This window comes from Pseudomonas sp. H11T01 (genome assembly GCF_048515765.1).
GTDB lineage: Bacteria > Pseudomonadota > Gammaproteobacteria > Pseudomonadales > Pseudomonadaceae > Aquipseudomonas.
On sequence record NZ_JBLYED010000035.1, the window covers coordinates 1 to 17,225 of the forward strand.

Genomic DNA, 17,225 nt, shown 5'->3' on the forward strand with positions numbered 1-17,225 from the left:
AGGGTGCGTTGCAGTATTCGATAGTCCAACACGGCGACCAACTGCTGGCGCAACAACAGCGCCAAGGCGATGCACTTGACGCCACGTTACTGGCCACCGATCAACAACGCTCGGTGCTGCATACCGTCAACGCCAACACGCCCAAAGCCATCGCCTACTCCCCCTACGGACACCGCCCCGCCGAAAGTGGCTTGACCAGTTTGTTGGGCTTCAACGGCGAACGACCGGATTCGGTGACGGGGCATTATTTGTTGGGAAATGGGTATCGGGCGTTTAATCCGGTGTTGATGCGATTTAATAGTCCGGATAGATTGAGTCCGTTTGGTAAGGGTGGGTTGAATTCGTATGCATATTGTTTGGGAGATCCGATAAATTGGACGGATCAGACGGGACAGGCGGTTTCACCATTTACCTTGCTGTCCATGGTGTCAAAGTGGGCGAGTCGAGTAAAAAGAAAAGTGCCTCCCCGAATTATACTTTCCCAAAATACAAATGGAACATTGATGATTGATGGAGCACCACGAAAAAATCTATCTATACCTGTAATGGAGGTTAAACCTATGCAACCTCCCACCACCTCGTCACCCGTAGCTCCGTCTATTAACGTAACGCCTCCCAACCGCCCCAGTTTGGAATATGCATTAGATAATAACGAACGCTTACGCCCCCCGTACAATGATTCCACTATGAGGCATATAGCGATGGCTGCTCGCCCTATAGATATGATGAATATACGGACGGTTTACCCTGTATATGTAGTTCCATCACGTGCAGCTAGCTCGTCCAGTCTCATCTCCACAGTTCCAGTATCGCCTAATGGCGTACTATCCGAAACGTATTCCCCGGATACCAGCCTTGGTTTAATAGCTACTGCTTTCAATATGATGCCAGTTTTTTCCAGGAGGGTAACTTCTCTCAGAACACCAAGCCCTTGAGCCTTTCAAAAAAGGAGACAGTCAAAAAAGGGGACAGCAAAGAAGCAAAAAAGGGGCCGTGGATTTTTTCCTTTCCCCTTTTTTCCTGAATACGAAAAAACAAAAAAAGGACAGATTCACTTGCTGCAACAGGCACTAATCCAACGTAGGAACGAGGCTTGCCCGCGATGTGGCCGGCACTGCCAACAACCTTCAAGAGCGGACAATACAATCAAGAATTTTCCGACAGCCTTTGAGGCTTGCTTTGACGAAGGTCGACGGATAATCTTCGCGGGTCGTTGCAAAATCAGCGATCGGGTTTGGTCGCCCGGGTTTAGAATGGCGCACAGTGCCGCGCAAGCGGTTTTTTTGTGCTTGCTTTATGGCGAGCTGTGCGCGGGAGGGCTTAGGCCCTGCCGGGTTTCCATTCCCTGGTCGACCAACCTGCGTACAGTTCGCCACCCTTCTGCTTGGTCGCAGTAGCGGCGAACTCCAGACGATTGAATGGAGCTTCACCATGATCAAAGTCACCCCCGATCCGCCTGAAACCGAAAACGTCTCCCCCTACAAATCCTTCGACTCGAAAAAGCTCCACGATTCGGCCCATCGCGCCCTCGATCACTACCTGAACCCGCCCTCATCGACCAGGCCGCGCTCCAGCGAAAACCGCCCCCTCCAGATTTTCACCGTCGCCGCCGACATCAACACCCAAGCCTTGCTGGCCTACACCTACGAAACTTTCAGCTCAGCCACCACCCTGACCCTGGACCTTTCCGATGACCTCGAAGGCAAAGACCGCAACCTCGCCCTGGCCATCCATCAAATGCTGGAACTGGGCTTGCTGCTGATCGAAAAGGCGCTGGATAACGAAAATCCGGTGAAGCCACTGGGAGCATAGGGTCAGGCCATAAGGATTTCGTCAGGTAGACCCGGTTATCGTTCATCGCGAGCTTGCTCGCGATGGGGCCGGAACTATCACCGCAACTGTCAAGAATCGCGCCGCAAATCCAGCGGAATCGGCAGATCCTTCAACGGATCAGGCCGCTTGCCCTTACCCGCGCGGTGCTGCCGAATCTGATAGACATACGCCAACACCTGCGCCACCGCCAGATACAGCCCCGCCGGGATTTCCTGTTCAAGTTCGGTGGAGTAGTAAATCGAACGCGCCAGCGCCGGCGATTCGAGCAGCAACACGTTATTGGCCACGGCGACTTCGCGAATTTTCAAGGCCAGGAAATCGCTGCCCTTGGCCAGCAGCACTGGCGCATTGCCCTTCTCCGGGTCGTACTTGAGGGCCACGGCGTAGTGAGTCGGGTTGGTGATGACTACGTCCGCCTCGGGAATCGCCGCCATCATCCGTCGCTGGGACATCTCGCGTTGCAGCTGACGGATCCGTTGTTTGACCTCCGGTCGGCCTTCCTGATCTTTGTGTTCGTCGCGGATTTCCTGCTTGGTCATCAGCAGCTTTTTATGGCTTTGGTAGAGCTGCACCGGCACATCCACCGCAGCAATCACCAGCAACCCGCAGGCAATCCACAAGGTGCTCCAACCGACGACTTGCACGCTGTGGATGATCGCTTGCTCGAGCGGTTCATGGGCGATGCGCAACAGATCGTCGATATCCGAGGACAACACCGACAGCGCCACACACAACACAATCAGAAACTTCGCAAAGGCCTTGAGTAGCTCGATCAGCGCGGTGCTGGAAAACATCCGTTTGAGCCCGCTGGCCGGGTTCATCCGGCTGAATTTGGGTGCCAGGCTACTGCCCGCGAACAACCACCCACCCAGGGATATCGGCCCCAGAACTGCCGCGATCAACAGGACGGTCAGAATCGGCTGGACCGCCATCAGCGCAATCTTCCCGGAGTGCAGCAAGTACTGAATCATGGAACCGTTATTAAGCAGCACCTCGCGAGGCAGGGAGAAATTCAGCCGCATGATTTCCAGCAAATCCTGCGCCAGGGCGCCGCCGTAGATCAGCAGTCCACCGGCCCCGGCCAACATCACCGCCAGGGTATTGAGCTCTTTGGATCGGGCTACCTCGCCCTTTTCCCGAGAGTCCTGCTTGCGCTTTTCCGTGGGGTCTTCTGTTTTGTCCTGACCGCTTTCGCTCTCTGCCATCGCTCAGCGCGCCTGTGCCAGTTCGCGTAAAAACTGCAAGGCTTCGGTGGCCAGCGGCTGATACTGATTGAGAATGTCCGCCATGCCGATCCAGAAAATCACCATGCCCAGTACCAGGATCAGCGGAAAGCCGACGGAGAAGATGTTCAGCTGCGGCGCCGCCCGAGTCATGATGCCAAAGGCGATGTTCACCACCAGCAACGCGGTGATCGCCGGCAGCACCAAGAGCATGGCCGCGCCAAATACCCAACCGAGCTTGCCCGCCAACTCCCAGAAATGATTGACCAGGGTCGCGCTGCCCACTGGCAGGGTCGTGAAGCTTTCAATCAGGACTTCAAGCACCACCAGATGGCCGTTCATCGCCAGAAACAGCAGTGACACCAGCATCGTCAAAAATTGCCCGATCACCGCTGCCGACACGCCGTTAGTGGGGTCCACCATGGACGCGAAGCCCATGCCCATCTGGATCGAGATGATCTGACCGGCCACGACAAAGGCCTGGAAAAACAGCTGCAAGGAGAACCCCAACAGCGCACCGATAATGATCTGCTCAGCAATCAGCATCAGCGCACTAAGGTCCAGCGCATGCACCTGCGGCATTGGCGGCAATGCCGGCACGACTGCCACGGTGATCGCCAGGGCGAAATAAAGACGAATGCGCCTGGGCACCAGTGTCGTGCCGAAGATCGGCATGGTCATCAGTACGGCGGTGATGCGAAACATCGGCAACATGAAGCTCGCCACCCAGGTGCTGATCTGAGTGTCCGTCAGCGCAAGCATCGACATGGTTTAGCCAATCAACTGCGGAATACTGCCGTACAGCCGCAGGATGTATTCCATAAAGGTTTGCACCAGCCAGGGTCCGGCGACGATCAGCGTGATCAGCATCACCAACAGACGCGGCAGGAAGCTCAGGGTCTGTTCGTTGATCTGGGTCGCGGCCTGAAACATCGCCACCAGCAATCCCACCAACAGACTCGGAATAACCAACACTGCGACCATCATCGTGGTCAGCCACAACGCGTCACGGAACAGGTCTACTGCAACTTCAGGAGTCATAACGCGCCACCCGCCAACAAGGTTTCAAACGCCACCAAAACTGCTCGCCAGGGTGCCGACAATCAACGCCCAACCATCCACTAGCACGAACAACATGATCTTGAACGGCAGGGAAATGATCAGCGGCGAGAGCATCATCATGCCCATGGCCATCAGCACACTGGCCACCACCAGGTCGATGATCAGGAACGGGATGAAGATCATGAAGCCGATCTGGAACGCAGTTTTCAGCTCGGAAATGACGAAGGCCGGGACCAGAATGGTCAAGGGTGCCTGATCCGGAGTGGCAATGTCGGTGCGCTTGGACAAACGCATGAACAGCTCCAGATCGCTGCTGCGGGTCTGAGCCAGCATGAAGTCCTTGATCGGCACTTGCGCTTTGACCACTGCGTCCTGGGCCGTGAGTTTTTCGGCCAGATAAGGCTGCAAGGCGTCCTGATTCACCCGATCGAACACCGGCGCCATGATGAACATGGTCAGAAACAGCGCCATGCCGGTGAGGATCTGGTTCGACGGCGTCTGCTGCAGGCCCAGGGCCTGACGCAGAATCGAGAACACGATGATGATCCGAGTGAAGCTGGTCATCAGCATGACGAACGCGGGAATGAAGCTCAGCGCCGTCATGATCAGCAGAATTTGCAGGCTGACCGAGTATTCTTGCGCCCCGTTGGCGTTGGTGCCCAGGGTGATCGCCGGGATCGACAACGGATCGGCAGCGAACGCCAGCGGCGCCGCCAGCATCAGAAGCAGCGTCAACATGATGCGCAAAGGCATTACTTCTTATCCTTCTGATCCTTGCCCAACAGCTCCATCAGGCGCTGGGCAAACTCGGGTGTCGCTTTCTCGGCGCTGGGCACGTGCACCGGCTCCTTGAGCACATGCAACGCGGTGATGGTGCCCGGCGACAGCCCCAGCAGAATCTGCTCGCTGCCGACTTGCACCAGTACCAGACGATCCCGAGGCCCGAGAGCGCGCGAGCCGATCAGTTCAATCACCTGCCCTTTGCCTGCAGGTCCGGCCTGCTGAACCCGGCGCAACAGCCAGGCCAAAAAGAAGATCAAACCCAGCACCAGCAACAAGCCCAACACCAACTGAGTCAGTTGCCCAGCCACACCGCTGCTGGCGACCGGTGCCGCAGCCTGAGCCAGCGGTTCGGCCGCCAGCACGCTGAACGGCAAGGCCAGCAGTACGCCGAAGAACTTTTTCACTTAGCGCAGCTTCTTGATACGTTCGCTAGGGCTGATCACGTCCGTCAGGCGAATGCCGAACTTCTCGTTGACCACCACCACTTCGCCGTGAGCGATCAGCGTGCCGTTGACCAGCACGTCCAGTGGTTCACCGGCCAGACGATCAAGCTCGATCACCGACCCCTGGTTCAGCTGCAGCAGGTTGCGGATGTTGATATCGGTGCTACCGACCTCCATGGAAATCGATACCGGAATATCCAGAATCACGTCCAGGTTCGGACCGTCGAGAGTGACCGGTTCGTTATTCTTCGGCACGCTGCCGAACTCTTCCATGGGCAGACGGTTGGAAGCGGAACCTGAGGCCGCATCGGCGGCCAGCAAGGCGTCGATATCGTCCTGACTGGCATCACCGGATTCTCCCAGAGCAGCAGCCCACTCATCAGCCAAGGCCTGATCATCCGGGGAAATTACATCGTTATTAGCCATCAGTTGTCCTCGGCGGGCAAAAAATCATTTAACAAAAGCGAATGGGTTTGCGCACCGCTTAACGGCGCACGATCGGCTCAATTACTTGCAGCGCCAGGTTGCCCTTGTGGGAACCCAGTTTGACCCTGAAGGCCGGCACGCCGTTGGCGCGCATGATCAATTCTTCCGGCAGTTCCACCGGGATCACATCACCGGGCTGCATGTGCAGGATGTCCCGCAGACGCAACTGACGACGCGCGACCGTGGCGCTCAGCGGCACATCGACGTCCAGCACGTCCTGGCGCAAGGCATTGATCCAGCGTTCATCCTGGTCATCGAGGTCCGACTGAAAGCCGGCATCGAGCATTTCCCGGACCGGCTCAACCATCGAGTACGGCATGGTCACGTGCAGATCGCCGCCACCGCCATCGAGTTCGATGTGAAAGGTCGAGACCACGACGGCTTCACTCGGGCCGACGATGTTGGCCATGGCCGGGTTCACTTCCGAGTTGATGTACTCAAAGTTCACTTCCATGATCGCCTGCCAGGCTTCCTTCAAGTCGATGAAGGCCTGTTCCAGCACCATTCGCACCACGCGCAACTCGGTCGGAGTGAACTCACGCCCTTCGATCTTCGCGTGACGACCGTCACCGCCGAAGAAGTTATCCACCAGTTTGAACACCAGCTTGGCGTCGAGGATGAACAACGCGGTGCCGCGCAACGGCTTGATTTTGACTAGATTGAGACTGGTCGGTACATACAGCGAGTGCACGTACTCGCCGAACTTCATGACCTGCACGCCACCGACGGCAACGTCTGCCGAACGACGCAACATGTTGAACATGCTGATGCGGGTGTAGCGGGCAAAACGCTCGTTGATCATTTCCAGGGTCGGCATGCGCCCGCGGACGATGCGATCCTGACTGGTCAGGTCATAGCTTTTGACACTGCCGGGCTCGGCAACGTTGTCGGTCTGTACCAGACCATCGTCGACACCATGCAACAGTGCATCGATTTCATCCTGGGACAGCAGGTCCTGCACGGCCATGTCGTGTTCCTACTGCAGTACGAAGTTAGTAAAGAGCAACTGCTCGACCACCACTTTGCCAACTTCTTTCTGCGCCACTTCCTGCACGCTGGCAGTCGCTTTCTGGCGCAGCATCTCCTGGCCGACCGGGGTCGCCAGAGTGTCGAAGCTCTGTCCGGAAAAGAGCATGACCAGGTTATTGCGGATCACCGGCATGTGGACTTTCAGTGCATCCAGATCAGCCTGGTTACGCGCAAGCATCGTGATACTCACCTGCATGTAGCGCTGACGACCGTTCTGGTTGAAGTTGGCGACGAAGGCTGGAGCCATTGCCTCATAGATCGCAGCAGGTTTGACGTTGCTGACCACATCCGAAGTCGGTTCAGGCTTGCTCTTGGCACTGTGCATGACGTACCAGGTCGCCCCGATTGACACACCGATGACCAGCAGCAAAGCCAGAACAATCAGGAGAATGAGCTTGAGTTTGCCTTTCCCGGCGGGGTCTTTCACTGCTTCGCTCTTCGCCATGCCAATAATCCGTCACTATTCGGGTTTTCACAGTCGCACGGCAAGGCAAGAGCAAGTGTTATGCCAGAGTTGTCGGGAGGGGGTCAGCTCTGATTTATACGTGAATCACAATTAAGCGAACGCGATCTACGAAATATCATGAATCTAATGTGGGAGCGGGCTTGCTCGCGATGCAGCCACCGAGGTTTATCAGAAAAACCGCGTCATCGTTCATCGCGAGCAAGCCCGCTCCCACAAGGATCTGCGCTAGATCAGGCGTAATAGTCCACCGCACTGGACCCCACGACACTGGTAGTGCTGGCAGCGACGTCAGCCACACTCATCGGCAGCTCATCGTCGCCCGAATCCAGCCGTTCGCCATTGCCACCACTGCGGTTCTGTCCTTGCTGAGCCTGTTGCTGACCCTGCCAGCCACGGGATTGATCGGAGACATTGACGTCGACCTGGCCCATGCCCTGCTCGGCGAACATGTCGCGCAGGCGATGCATCTGCCCTTCCAGCGCCTCACGCACAACGGCGTGACCGCTCATGAAGGTCACTTGAGTCTGCTGATCCGCCGCCATGTTCACGCGAATATCCAGACGCCCCAGCTCTGCCGGCTGCAGCTGAATATCGGCGGATTTGAGATTGGCACTGGACAGGTACATGACCCGATTGACCACCTCTTCGGTCCAGCCGCTCTGATGCATGGCCAACGGCTGATTCACCGGCAGCGCATTGGCGGTCTTCGGCGTTGCCGCCTGGGTCAGCGCCGCCAGACGGCTGGCGAAGTCATCGACACGGGTATCACTGGAGGCATTTTTCAGGTCTTTCAGGCCGTCATCGATCAAACCGCTGAACGCCTTGTCTCCGCCCTGATCGGTGCTGTCTTTATCCGCTTGCAGATCAACCATGGCAGCCATGTCGTTGGCAAAACTCTGTGCCTGAGTTAGATCAGTCTGAGCTGGCGCGGCCTTGCTCTGAGCCTGACTGGAAGCCGAAACATGCCCGCTTTGCTCAAGCGCCAGGCGCACTGCCGGCAGCGCATCGAGCGGATCGGCCTCGGGGTCAAATTCGAGCTCTACTACCGCCGCCTTGGCAGTCCCCGCCGCAGCGAGGGTCGCCTCAACTTGCGGCTGTACTGCAGCAACCGTTGGCGGCGCTTCGGGCCCGGGTACTGGCACGACCGGCTGCACCGCTTGCATCATAGCCGGGTCCAGCGTCGGATCGACTGGAACGCTGTCGGCCACCGGCGTATCGGTGACGGGCGCATTGTCGCTGGCAAGCTTGTCGTCTGCGGCGCCAGTTTTATCGGCAGGCAAGGATTTGCCGCTATCGGCAACTGCCGGTTCCGGGGCGGCAGCGTTATCACTGACCGCGTCCTTCTTGCTGGCGTTATCCGCGGCCTTGTCACGCACTGGCTTGGCCGATCCCTCACCTGGCGCAGCAGGCTTGCTCTGCGACTCTTTGGCATAGATCTGAGCAAAGCCTGAAGCCTTATCCCCAGGCCCGGCAACGACTGCCGGGGTACTGGCAGGAACGGCCGGGGTCTTGGCCTTCGACGCGGCCTGAAGAAGCATGTTTGGGGTAAGGGGCATAGAACGGTCTCCGCTGCACTGGGATCGTAGGCACAGTTGGAGGACAGCACTGCAAAGGTCGAGCCAGACAGGCTCGCCAACATCAAAAACAGCCAGACGGCGGTTTATCAGCAATGGAAACGCTCGCGCTCCTCCTTGTACAGAGGGCGAACGATGGCAAATTCACTGTCAATCTCTGCTACCAGTTTTTCGATACCGCCAAGCGACGGTTCTTTGGCTCGCTGCTCAAGTTGATTGCACAGTTCGGCAAGACGGATAGCGCCCATGTTGCTGCTGCTGCCTTTGAAGCTATGGGCCACCATGCCCAGCTCGAAAGCATTGACGGCATGATGCAATTGGCTCAAGCGCGCCTCCGAGTCTGCAAGAAAGGTATCCAGCAGGACCGGATACTCATCCTCCATGACTTCGCGCAATGCACTCAGCACATCGTGGTCCAGATGAACTTCAGCCACTTGTTCGCTCCTTGATCAAGAATTCGCGGATTATGCCAGAGCCTCCCATGAAAATTCCACGCGGGCACTGCGACCATCGTCGGACCAACTGGCACTGCGGCTCAACTGACGAATCAGGCTGACGCCACGCCCAGACAATTTGTCGGCATCGATGGGCCTGGCCATCACTCGCTGCACATCAAAGCCTGCACCACTGTCCTCCACCCGAACCACCAGGCATCCGCCCTCGCCTCGTGGCTCTACGTGTAAATGCACCCGCACGTAGCCGTCTTCAAGCTCGGTCAGGCGCGCGCTGCGTTGCTTATAGAACTGCGCAAAGCCTCGGGCATCGCACTTCAGGCTTGAATCCAGCCCCAACACGCCGTGCTCCAGGGCATTGGAATAAAGCTCGGCCATCACACTGTAGAGCGCTCCGCTTTGCGCCCGCAGACCATGCACTTCAAGTAACAACTGCAGTAAATATGGCAGGGGGTTGTAACGCTTGAGCGTGGCCGCGCGGAACTCGAAACTCACTGACCAATCCAGAGGGCTGGACTGACCACTGTCAGAGTAAACCATCGCTGGAGGATTGAGCTGTGCCGACTCCAGCAAAGTCACCTCGACCATGCTGACATCGTCGCGCGCCTCACCGCGAAAATCCTTCAGTGCTTGCTCGATCTCCTCGAACAGCTTGGCTGGATGTTGATTGGCAGCAAATACCCGCTCTAATCGATCAACACCAAATAGTTGTTCATTGGCGTCACAGGTATCGATTACACCATCCGACAGCAAAAAGATCCGGTCTCCAAGCGCCATAGGGAAGACTTCGGTCCCGTCATCGAAGGCTTGCGCACTCAACACACCCAAGGGTAGATGCCGCGACAGCAGCGGCGTACGTTCGCCCGTCGCGATGCAATGTAAATAGCCATCCGGCATCCCGCCATTCCAGACCTCGACTGCCCGGCGCTGGAAGCTCAGGCACAGCAGGGTCGCGCAGCAGAACATATCCACAGGCAGGATTCGCTTGAGCTTGGCATTCATCTCACGCAAGGTTTCCGACAGGCCATAGCCCTTGGCCGTCATGCCATAGAAGACCTCCGCCAACGGCATGGCCCCCACCGCAGCCGGCAAACCGTGGCCGGTGAAGTCGCCCAGCAGAATGTGCATGTCGCCGCCGGGGGTAAACGCTGCCAACAGCAAGTCGCCGTTGAATAACGCATAAGGTGATTGCAGGTAGCGGATATTCGGCGCATTCAGGCAGCCGGAATGCGCCACCTTGTCGAATACCGCCTTGGCGACCCGTTGCTCGTTGAGCAAGTAGTCGTGGTGCCTGGCAATCTGGTCGCGCTGTTGCAGGACCGTTGCCTGCAAACGACGCAAACGGTCCATCGCCTTGATCTTGGCCGCCAGGATCACCTGGTTATAGGGTTTGGCCAGAAAGTCGTCGCCGCCTGCTTCCAGGCAGCGAGCCAGGGCTTCGCTTTCGGTCAGGGATGTCAGAAAGATGATCGGCACCAGGGTTTCGCCAGCCAATTGCTTGATCTGCCGCGCCGCCTCGAAACCGTCCATGACCGGCATCATGGCGTCCATCAATACCAGTTGCGGGCGCTGGCGCTCGAACAACGCCACCGCCTCGGCGCCGTTGCTGGCAGTCAGCACTTCATGGCCCTGGCGACGGACGATAGTCGACAGCAGCATACGATCGGCTGCACTGTCTTCAGCGATCAACACCGTCAGTGGTTCGGACACCGACTGCATGCCTATCAAGTGATGTCGAAGAGCTTGTCGAAGTTGGAGATGGCGAGAATCTTGCGCACGTCCATTGAGCTGTTGATAACGCTGATCTCGGACTCTTCCCCACCGGCATGATCTCGCAGCAGTAACAGCATGCCCAACGCCGAACTGTCGAGGTAGGTGGCTTCTTTCAAATCCACCACAACAGAGTTGGGTTTGTAATCCTTGTAGGAGTTGCAAAACTCCTGATGCTTGCCGAAATCAAAACGACCTTTGATCGAGATCGTCAACTTTTGCCCGTCCTGCGAAACTTCAGATACAACCGACATGATAATGCTTCCTTGTCATTGGCAACGTGTACAAGGTTTAGCACCCTGCACGCCCATGAGCAACCGGCAAAACCGGAAATATAAGATCAATACTGATCCTGACGCGGCAAGCGCTGAGATAACTCATCCAGCAGCTTCTGCTCGCGCTTGTCTTCGAGTTGGCGCGCCTCATCGATATAGCGCTGAACCAGCTTGCGCAACCCCTCGACCCGCGCATAGGCCTGCTGCCAGGTTTCTCGCGCCTTGTTGAGGTTGTTCTGGTGCCAGGCAAGGCTTTGCCGCTGCTGGCCGACGGCAGTTTCCAGTTGATTGAGGAAGTGCTGGTAATTCATCAGCCATTGCCCGGACACCCCGTGACTGCCACGGTCGATCCATTGCTGCTGATATTCGGCACGAAAGCGCTCCAGGTCGCCCAGTTTGCTCTCCGCCAGGCGGACCTGCCCCTGAAAGTGTCCCAGACGCTGGGCGGCCGTGCGCTCGGCGCTTTCAGCCATGTTGACCACTGGCGCCAGGCGCGCCGCACGGCTCTGGGCCATGACGACTTAACCGCCGGCCGCAGGAGCAAACACCGACGCCAGATGTGCCTCGCTCTCGCCCATGCTGATGTTGTCGTTCAAGCCCTGGCGAAGATAGGTGACCATCGACGGTTGCAAGGCGATGGCCGTGTCGGTTTCCCGGTCACCGCCAGGCACATAAGCGCCAACGCTGATCAAGTCGCGACTTTGCTGGTAACGCGACCAGAGTTGCTTGAAATGTTGCGCGCGCTTCATATGTTCCGCAGTGACCACCGAAGGCATGACCCGACTGATGGACGCCTCGATGTCGATGGCTGGGTAATGACCTTCCTCAGCCAGGCGCCGCGACAGCACGATATGCCCGTCAAGCACGCCCCGCGCCGCGTCGGCGATCGGATCCTGCTGGTCGTCGCCTTCGGAAAGCACGGTATAGAACGCGGTGATCGAACCACCGCCCGCTTCGGCGTTACCCGCGCGCTCCACCAGTTTCGGCAATTTGGCGAACACTGAAGGCGGATAACCCTTGGTCGCCGGCGGCTCACCGATGGCCAAGGCGATTTCCCGCTGGGCCTGGGCGAAACGGGTCAGGGAATCCATCAGCAACAGGACATTCTTGCCCTTGTCGCGAAAGTATTCGGCAATGCGCGTGCAGTACATGGCCGCACGCAGACGCATCAACGGTGCGTCGTCCGCGGGTGATGCGACCACCACCGAGCGCTTGAGGCCTTCTTCACCGAGGATATGCTCGATGAACTCTTTAACTTCGCGCCCCCGCTCGCCGATCAGCCCGACGACAATGATGTCGGCCTCGGTAAAGCGGGTCATCATGCCCAGCAGCACACTCTTGCCGACGCCGGTACCGGCAAACAGCCCGAGACGCTGACCACGACCCACCGTCAATAATCCGTTGATGCTGCGAATACCAACGTCCAGCGGTTGGCTGATGGGGTTGCGCTTGAGCGGGTTGATGGTCGGCCCGTCCATTGGCACCCAGTCTTCGGCTTTCATACCACCCTTGCCATCGAGCGCTCGCCCGGCGCCATCGAGCACCCGCCCGAGCATGCTCATGCCCATTGGCAAACGACCGGTATCAGCCAACGGAACGACCCGTGCACCCGGCGCAATGCCAGCGACACTGCCCACCGGCATCAGAAAGATTTTGTTGCCGGAGAAGCCCATGACTTCTGCCTCAACCTGCACTGGGTGATAGCTGTCGTCGTTGATCACCACACAGCGACTGCCCATGGCTGCGCGCAAGCCTTCAGCTTCAAGGGTCAAGCCGACCATGCGCAGCAAACGCCCTTCAAGGATCGGCTGCCCCGCGAGCTCAGTGGCGTCGGCGTAGCTGCTCAGGCGCTTGCCGAAACTGGTTCGCTCAAGGCGCATCCGCAGTGTCCAGTTCGAGGTGAGGCTTCTTGGCAACAGTAAGCTCGACGCTCAGATCAGCCGCAGCCGGATGCAAAGCCTGTTCGTGCAACTGATCGAAGAGTTTGGCCATGACTTGGGTAATACGGGTTTCGATGGTTGCATCGATGCGGCTGTGGGCGGTTTCAACCCGCAAACCACCGGGCAACAACGCGGCGTCTTCAACAATCCGCCATTTTTCTTCATGACGCTCGCGCAGGGCTTTGACCTGATCGAAATCCTGCGGATTGATAAAGAGACGCACGTTCTCAGCGTCCAGCGGCAGCAGCTTCAACGCTTCGCGCATGACTTTTTCGATCTGCGTCGAGTCGATGGCCAATTCGCGCTGAATCACCTGACGAGTGATGTGCTCGACCAGCCCGACCATGGATTTCTCGATCTGCGAATCCTGATCGGCAATGGGCTCGAAGAGGTTGCCCATCAGCAGCTCAAGGCTGGCCAGCTTGGCACTCAACGCGACTTCAGCTTCCTGTCGAACCTTGAGCGTCGTGCTGTGAAAGCCCTCTTTCTCGCCCGTAGCGAAGCCTTCGTTATAAGCCTCCTGGCGGATGCTTTCGAGCTCTTCCAGGGTCAGGGGCTGGACTTCTTCCAGCGGCACTTCTTCCATCTCCGGCGGTTCTTCTACCGGCTCGGGCTCAGGCTCCGGCTGATGCGGGTCGAAACTGGGCAGCGACCAGACGTCGAAACCACCGACGTCTCGCGCACGGATCAGGTCGCTGGGGGACTCATCATTTTTTGACGACATGACATAGTGACCTTAGATCATCTCTTCGCCGCCCTTCCCGCCGAGAACAATTTCTCCGGCTTCGGCCATACGGCGGGCAATGGTGAGGATTTCTTTCTGTGCAGTTTCCACATCGCTGACACGCACCGGGCCCTTGGCCTCGAGGTCGTCGCGCAGCAGTTCGGCCGCCCGTTTGGACATGTTCTTGAAGATCTTCTCTTTGACGCCTTCGTCTGAGCCTTTGAGGGCCAGCACCAACACGTCCGAGGAGACCTCGCGCAGCAACGCCTGAATACCGCGGTCGTCGACATCGGACAAGTTGTTGAACACGAACATGAGGTCTTCGATCTGACCGGACAGGTCTTCGTCGACTTCGCGGATCGAGTCCATCAGCTGACCTTCGATCGAACTGTCGAGGAAGTTCATGATGTCGGCTGCACGCTTGATACCACCCAGATTGGTGCGCGCAGCGTTGGAGTTGCCGGAGAATTGCTTCTCGAGAATCTGGTTCAGTTCTTTCAGGGCTGCCGGCTGCACGGTATTCAGCGACGAAACCCGCAAAATGATGTCCAGCCGCACCTTGTGGTCGAAGTTGCCGAGGACTTCACCGGCCTGATCCGGATCCAGGTAAGCCACAACGATGGCCTGGATTTGCGGGTGCTCGAAACGAATCACGTCCGCCACCGCACGCGGCTCCATCCACTTGAGACTGTCGAGACCACTGGTGTTGCCGCCCAGCAGGATCCGGTCGATCAGGCCGTTGGCTTTGTCTTCGCCCAGCGCCTGAGTGAGCATCTTGCGTACATAGTCATCGGAACCCACGCCGAGACTGGTCTGATCGCCGACGATCTCGACGAACTCGCTCATTACCTGCTCGACCTGCTCGCGGTGCACGTTGCCCATCTGCGCCATGGCCACGCCGACACGCTGGACCTCTTTGGGTCCCATGTGCCGCAGGACCTGCGCGGCGTCGGTTGAACCCAGGGACAGCAGCAAAATCGCGGCTTTGTCGACTCGGGAAAGTTTGGCGGCGACAGCTCGGTTATCACTCATCTGCGTTAATCCACTCTTTCACGACCTGAGCCACGCGACCCGGATCTTCTGCCACCAGACTCTTGATTGCGTTCAACTGTGCGTCATAGCCTTCGCTCGGACTAGGCAGCAGGATGCTTTGCGGGCCACCGAGGCTGACGCGGTCGTTGGCCAGTTCGCCATCCAGACCGCCCATGCCGCCCAGCTCGACGTCGCTGCCAATGCCGGCCAACTGCTTGCCTTTGCCCGTGATGTTGTTGAGCACCGGACGCAGCACACCGAACACCAGCACCAGGATGAACAACACCCCGAGCATCTGTTTCACGATGTCCCAGAACCATGGCTGGGAGTAGAACGGAATTTCGGCGATCACTTCACCGCGCTCAGCGGAGAACGGCACATTGATCACGCTGACACTGTCGCCACGGCTGGCGTCGAAACCGACAGCGTCCTGCACCAGGCGAGTGAAGCGCGCCAATTCATCGGCGCTCCATGGCGCGCGAGTGGTTTCGCCATTGGCCGCGTTGACCTTGACCTGATCATCGACCACCACCGCAACCGACAGGCGATTCAAACGCCCCTGCTGCTGCTTGGTGTGGCTGATGGAGCGATCAAGCTCGAAGTTCTTGGTGGATTGTTGACGCTTGTCCGCCGGGTAAGGCGCCAGCATCGGCTGACCGGTGGCCGGATCCATGATCTGCTGGCCGTTGGCATCGAGCAACGGCTGGCCTGGTTGCACCATGCCGGCGGACGCGGTAGCGCCACCGGTGGTTTGCGGCGCGGAGGCCGGAGAAGGCGGCTGGTTGCTCAGGGCACCCGGAACGCCTTGCGGACCATTGCTGGCGGTGCGTTGCTCGGAAGTCGACTGCTCACTGCGCAATGCCGGTTGATCCGGGTTGAACTGTTCGGAAGTCGATTCGACGGCACTGAAGTCCACGTCAGCAGACACTTCGGCTTTATAGCGGTCGTTGCCCAGCACCGGCTGCAGAATGTTGTGCACACGCTGAGTCAGCATGCTTTCCATGCGGCGGCTGTAATCAAATTGCTTGCCGGCCATGGTCAGTTCGGAGTTTTCCGCCTGGTCGGAGAGCAAAGTGCCCTTCTGATCGACCACGGTGATCTGCGACTTGCTCAATTCGGGAACGCTGGTCGCCACCAGATTGATGATGGCCACGACCTGACCCGGTTCCAGAGATCGACCGGAATACAGCTCAACCAGTACCGAAGCACTGGGCTTGCGCTCATCGCGCACGAAAACCGAAGTTTTCGGTATCGCCAGATGCACGCGGGCACCCTTGACGTTGTTCAGGCTGGAAATGGTTCGCGCCAATTCGCCTTCAAGGCCGCGACGATAACGGGTCGCTTCCATGAACTGGCTGGTTCCCAGGCCCTGGTCCTTGTCGAGGATTTCAAAACCGATATTGCCGTCGCGTGGAGTCACACCGGCAGCGGCAAGTTTGAGTCGCGCCCGTGGTAAATCATCAGCCTTGACCAGCAAGGCACCGGAGTTAGGCTCAACGGTGTAAGGGATGTCTGCAGAGGCCAGGGTATCCATGACCTGCTTGGCGTCCATACCGGCAAGGCTGCCGTACAGCGGCCGGTAATCGGGCTGTTGGGACCACAACACCACGGCAAAACCAATCGCCACGCTCGCTGCCAGACCGACCATAAGGCCGACCTGACGCAACATGGTCATCTCGGAGAGGTTTTCCAGAAAAGACAAACCGAACAGCGGCGGTTTACCGTCTGTTGGGGTGGCCTTGGCCGGAAGGTTATTGGCGACTGCTTCTGCCATGACTCAATTCTTCCTTAAACTGGCATCTGCATGATGTCTTGGTACGCCTGAACCAGCTTGTTACGCACCTGGGTCAACGCCTGGAAAGAGACGCTGGCCTTCTGGGAGGAAATCATCACATCCGTCAGATCGACACCGCTCTTGCCGATTTCGAAAGCGCTGGATAACTGGTTCGATGCCTGCTGAGTGTCGTTGACCTTGTTGACGGCCTGCCCGAGCATGTCGGAGAAACTGCTGCCGCCCATTTCCGGCACTGCGACAGCCGATTTAGGTTGAGCCATGGCATCCATCTGCATGGAACGCATGTCCAACATCAATCGATTAAATTCAATACCTTGGCTCATGGTCTACTCTCTCTG

20 protein-coding genes are annotated in these 17,225 nt (G+C 58.0%); 2 read left to right on the forward strand and 18 right to left on the reverse strand.

The window, feature by feature from the left end:
• On the forward strand, positions 1-935 hold a 935-nt coding region (locus ACN1C3_RS29595; RefSeq protein WP_419119260.1), incomplete at its 5' end, for an RHS repeat-associated core domain-containing protein.
• Positions 936-1,431: 496 nt separating this feature from the next.
• Entirely contained in the window at positions 1,432-1,812 is a 381-nt protein-coding gene (locus ACN1C3_RS29600) for a DUF6124 family protein (RefSeq protein WP_419119261.1), read from the forward strand.
• A gap of 89 nt (positions 1,813-1,901) precedes the next feature.
• Here the strand turns inward: ACN1C3_RS29600 and flhB are convergent, their stop codons facing one another.
• From flhB to fliE, 18 genes are all read right to left on the reverse strand, one after another.
• Positions 1,902-3,038: a flagellar biosynthesis protein FlhB gene (gene flhB / locus ACN1C3_RS29605; protein ID WP_419119262.1), complete on the reverse strand. Its 1,137-nt coding sequence runs from the start codon at positions 3,036-3,038 to the stop codon at positions 1,902-1,904.
• A 3-nt stretch (positions 3,039-3,041) separates the two neighbouring features.
• Positions 3,042-3,824 (reverse strand): flagellar biosynthetic protein FliR, encoded by a 783-nt coding sequence (gene fliR / locus ACN1C3_RS29610; RefSeq protein ID WP_419119263.1) that lies wholly within the window; start codon positions 3,822-3,824, stop codon positions 3,042-3,044.
• Between the two features lie 3 nt (positions 3,825-3,827).
• Positions 3,828-4,097, reverse strand: a complete 270-nt coding sequence (gene fliQ, locus ACN1C3_RS29615) for a flagellar biosynthesis protein FliQ (protein ID WP_419119264.1) — start codon at positions 4,095-4,097, stop codon at positions 3,828-3,830.
• 24 nt (positions 4,098-4,121) lie between these two features.
• A complete protein-coding gene (gene fliP, locus ACN1C3_RS29620; protein ID WP_419119265.1) occupies positions 4,122-4,871 on the reverse strand; it encodes a flagellar type III secretion system pore protein FliP in 750 nt (249 codons plus the stop codon).
• Positions 4,871-5,305 carry a flagellar biosynthetic protein FliO gene (gene fliO / locus ACN1C3_RS29625; protein WP_419119266.1) on the reverse strand — a complete coding sequence of 145 codons (435 nt, stop codon included), beginning with the start codon at positions 5,303-5,305 and terminating at the stop codon, positions 4,871-4,873. The genes fliP and fliO overlap by 1 nt, the downstream gene beginning before the upstream one ends.
• The gene (gene fliN / locus ACN1C3_RS29630) at positions 5,306-5,770 is read right to left on the reverse strand and encodes a flagellar motor switch protein FliN (RefSeq protein WP_419119267.1); all 465 of its coding nucleotides are present in this window, start codon (positions 5,768-5,770) and stop codon (positions 5,306-5,308) included.
• A gap of 58 nt (positions 5,771-5,828) precedes the next feature.
• Positions 5,829-6,797 (reverse strand): flagellar motor switch protein FliM, encoded by a 969-nt coding sequence (gene fliM, locus ACN1C3_RS29635; protein ID WP_419119268.1) that lies wholly within the window; start codon positions 6,795-6,797, stop codon positions 5,829-5,831.
• Positions 6,798-6,806: 9 nt separating this feature from the next.
• On the reverse strand, positions 6,807-7,304 hold the full coding sequence (gene fliL / locus ACN1C3_RS29640) for a flagellar basal body-associated protein FliL (protein WP_419119269.1): 498 nt from the start codon (positions 7,302-7,304) through the stop codon (positions 6,807-6,809).
• A 251-nt stretch (positions 7,305-7,555) separates the two neighbouring features.
• Positions 7,556-8,881: a flagellar hook-length control protein FliK gene (locus tag ACN1C3_RS29645; RefSeq protein ID WP_419119270.1), complete on the reverse strand. Its 1,326-nt coding sequence runs from the start codon at positions 8,879-8,881 to the stop codon at positions 7,556-7,558.
• A 107-nt stretch (positions 8,882-8,988) separates the two neighbouring features.
• On the reverse strand, positions 8,989-9,333 hold the full coding sequence (locus tag ACN1C3_RS29650) for an Hpt domain-containing protein (RefSeq protein ID WP_419119271.1): 345 nt from the start codon (positions 9,331-9,333) through the stop codon (positions 8,989-8,991).
• 30 nt (positions 9,334-9,363) lie between these two features.
• Complete coding sequence (locus tag ACN1C3_RS29655) at positions 9,364-11,070, reverse strand: ATP-binding SpoIIE family protein phosphatase (RefSeq protein WP_419119272.1); 1,707 nt, start codon at positions 11,068-11,070, stop codon at positions 9,364-9,366.
• 5 nt (positions 11,071-11,075) lie between these two features.
• Positions 11,076-11,375 carry an STAS domain-containing protein gene (locus tag ACN1C3_RS29660; RefSeq protein ID WP_419119273.1) on the reverse strand — a complete coding sequence of 100 codons (300 nt, stop codon included), beginning with the start codon at positions 11,373-11,375 and terminating at the stop codon, positions 11,076-11,078.
• A gap of 86 nt (positions 11,376-11,461) precedes the next feature.
• Positions 11,462-11,911 (reverse strand): flagellar export protein FliJ, encoded by a 450-nt coding sequence (fliJ, locus tag ACN1C3_RS29665; protein ID WP_419119274.1) that lies wholly within the window; start codon positions 11,909-11,911, stop codon positions 11,462-11,464.
• A gap of 6 nt (positions 11,912-11,917) precedes the next feature.
• Positions 11,918-13,276 (reverse strand): flagellar protein export ATPase FliI, encoded by a 1,359-nt coding sequence (fliI, locus tag ACN1C3_RS29670; RefSeq protein WP_419119275.1) that lies wholly within the window; start codon positions 13,274-13,276, stop codon positions 11,918-11,920.
• Positions 13,266-14,060 (reverse strand): flagellar assembly protein FliH, encoded by a 795-nt coding sequence (fliH, locus tag ACN1C3_RS29675; RefSeq protein ID WP_419119276.1) that lies wholly within the window; start codon positions 14,058-14,060, stop codon positions 13,266-13,268. The genes fliI and fliH overlap by 11 nt, the downstream gene beginning before the upstream one ends.
• Positions 14,061-14,072: 12 nt before the next feature.
• Positions 14,073-15,092, reverse strand: a complete 1,020-nt coding sequence (gene fliG, locus ACN1C3_RS29680) for a flagellar motor switch protein FliG (protein WP_419119277.1) — start codon at positions 15,090-15,092, stop codon at positions 14,073-14,075.
• Complete coding sequence (gene fliF / locus ACN1C3_RS29685; RefSeq protein ID WP_419119278.1) at positions 15,085-16,866, reverse strand: flagellar basal-body MS-ring/collar protein FliF; 1,782 nt, start codon at positions 16,864-16,866, stop codon at positions 15,085-15,087. Before fliF ends, fliG begins: the two co-directional genes overlap by 8 nt.
• A 14-nt stretch (positions 16,867-16,880) precedes the next feature.
• A complete protein-coding gene (gene fliE / locus ACN1C3_RS29690) occupies positions 16,881-17,210 on the reverse strand; it encodes a flagellar hook-basal body complex protein FliE (protein ID WP_419119279.1) in 330 nt (109 codons plus the stop codon).
• Between the last annotated feature and the right edge of the window lie 15 nt (positions 17,211-17,225).

Excerpts from the sequence above, each read along its gene's own strand:
- ACN1C3_RS29600 (WP_419119261.1), top strand. The coding sequence starts at position 1,432 with ATGATCAAAGTCACCCCCGATCCGCCTGAAACCGAAAACGTCTCCCCC.
- flhB (WP_419119262.1), bottom strand. The coding sequence starts at position 3,038 with ATGGCAGAGAGCGAAAGCGGTCAGGACAAAACAGAAGACCCCACGGAA.
- fliR (WP_419119263.1), bottom strand. The coding sequence starts at position 3,824 with ATGTCGATGCTTGCGCTGACGGACACTCAGATCAGCACCTGGGTGGCG.
- fliQ (WP_419119264.1), bottom strand. The coding sequence starts at position 4,097 with ATGACTCCTGAAGTTGCAGTAGACCTGTTCCGTGACGCGTTGTGGCTG.
- fliP (WP_419119265.1), bottom strand. The coding sequence starts at position 4,871 with ATGCCTTTGCGCATCATGTTGACGCTGCTTCTGATGCTGGCGGCGCCG.
- fliN (WP_419119267.1), bottom strand. The coding sequence starts at position 5,770 with ATGGCTAATAACGATGTAATTTCCCCGGATGATCAGGCCTTGGCTGAT.
- fliM (WP_419119268.1), bottom strand. The coding sequence starts at position 6,797 with ATGGCCGTGCAGGACCTGCTGTCCCAGGATGAAATCGATGCACTGTTG.
- fliL (WP_419119269.1), bottom strand. The coding sequence starts at position 7,304 with ATGGCGAAGAGCGAAGCAGTGAAAGACCCCGCCGGGAAAGGCAAACTC.
- ACN1C3_RS29645 (WP_419119270.1), bottom strand. The coding sequence starts at position 8,881 with ATGCCCCTTACCCCAAACATGCTTCTTCAGGCCGCGTCGAAGGCCAAG.
- ACN1C3_RS29655 (WP_419119272.1), bottom strand. The coding sequence starts at position 11,070 with ATGCAGTCGGTGTCCGAACCACTGACGGTGTTGATCGCTGAAGACAGT.
- ACN1C3_RS29660 (WP_419119273.1), bottom strand. The coding sequence starts at position 11,375 with ATGTCGGTTGTATCTGAAGTTTCGCAGGACGGGCAAAAGTTGACGATC.
- fliJ (WP_419119274.1), bottom strand. The coding sequence starts at position 11,911 with ATGGCCCAGAGCCGTGCGGCGCGCCTGGCGCCAGTGGTCAACATGGCT.
- fliI (WP_419119275.1), bottom strand. The coding sequence starts at position 13,276 with ATGCGCCTTGAGCGAACCAGTTTCGGCAAGCGCCTGAGCAGCTACGCC.
- fliH (WP_419119276.1), bottom strand. The coding sequence starts at position 14,060 with ATGTCGTCAAAAAATGATGAGTCCCCCAGCGACCTGATCCGTGCGCGA.
- fliG (WP_419119277.1), bottom strand. The coding sequence starts at position 15,092 with ATGAGTGATAACCGAGCTGTCGCCGCCAAACTTTCCCGAGTCGACAAA.
- fliF (WP_419119278.1), bottom strand. The coding sequence starts at position 16,866 with ATGGCAGAAGCAGTCGCCAATAACCTTCCGGCCAAGGCCACCCCAACA.
- fliE (WP_419119279.1), bottom strand. The coding sequence starts at position 17,210 with ATGAGCCAAGGTATTGAATTTAATCGATTGATGTTGGACATGCGTTCC.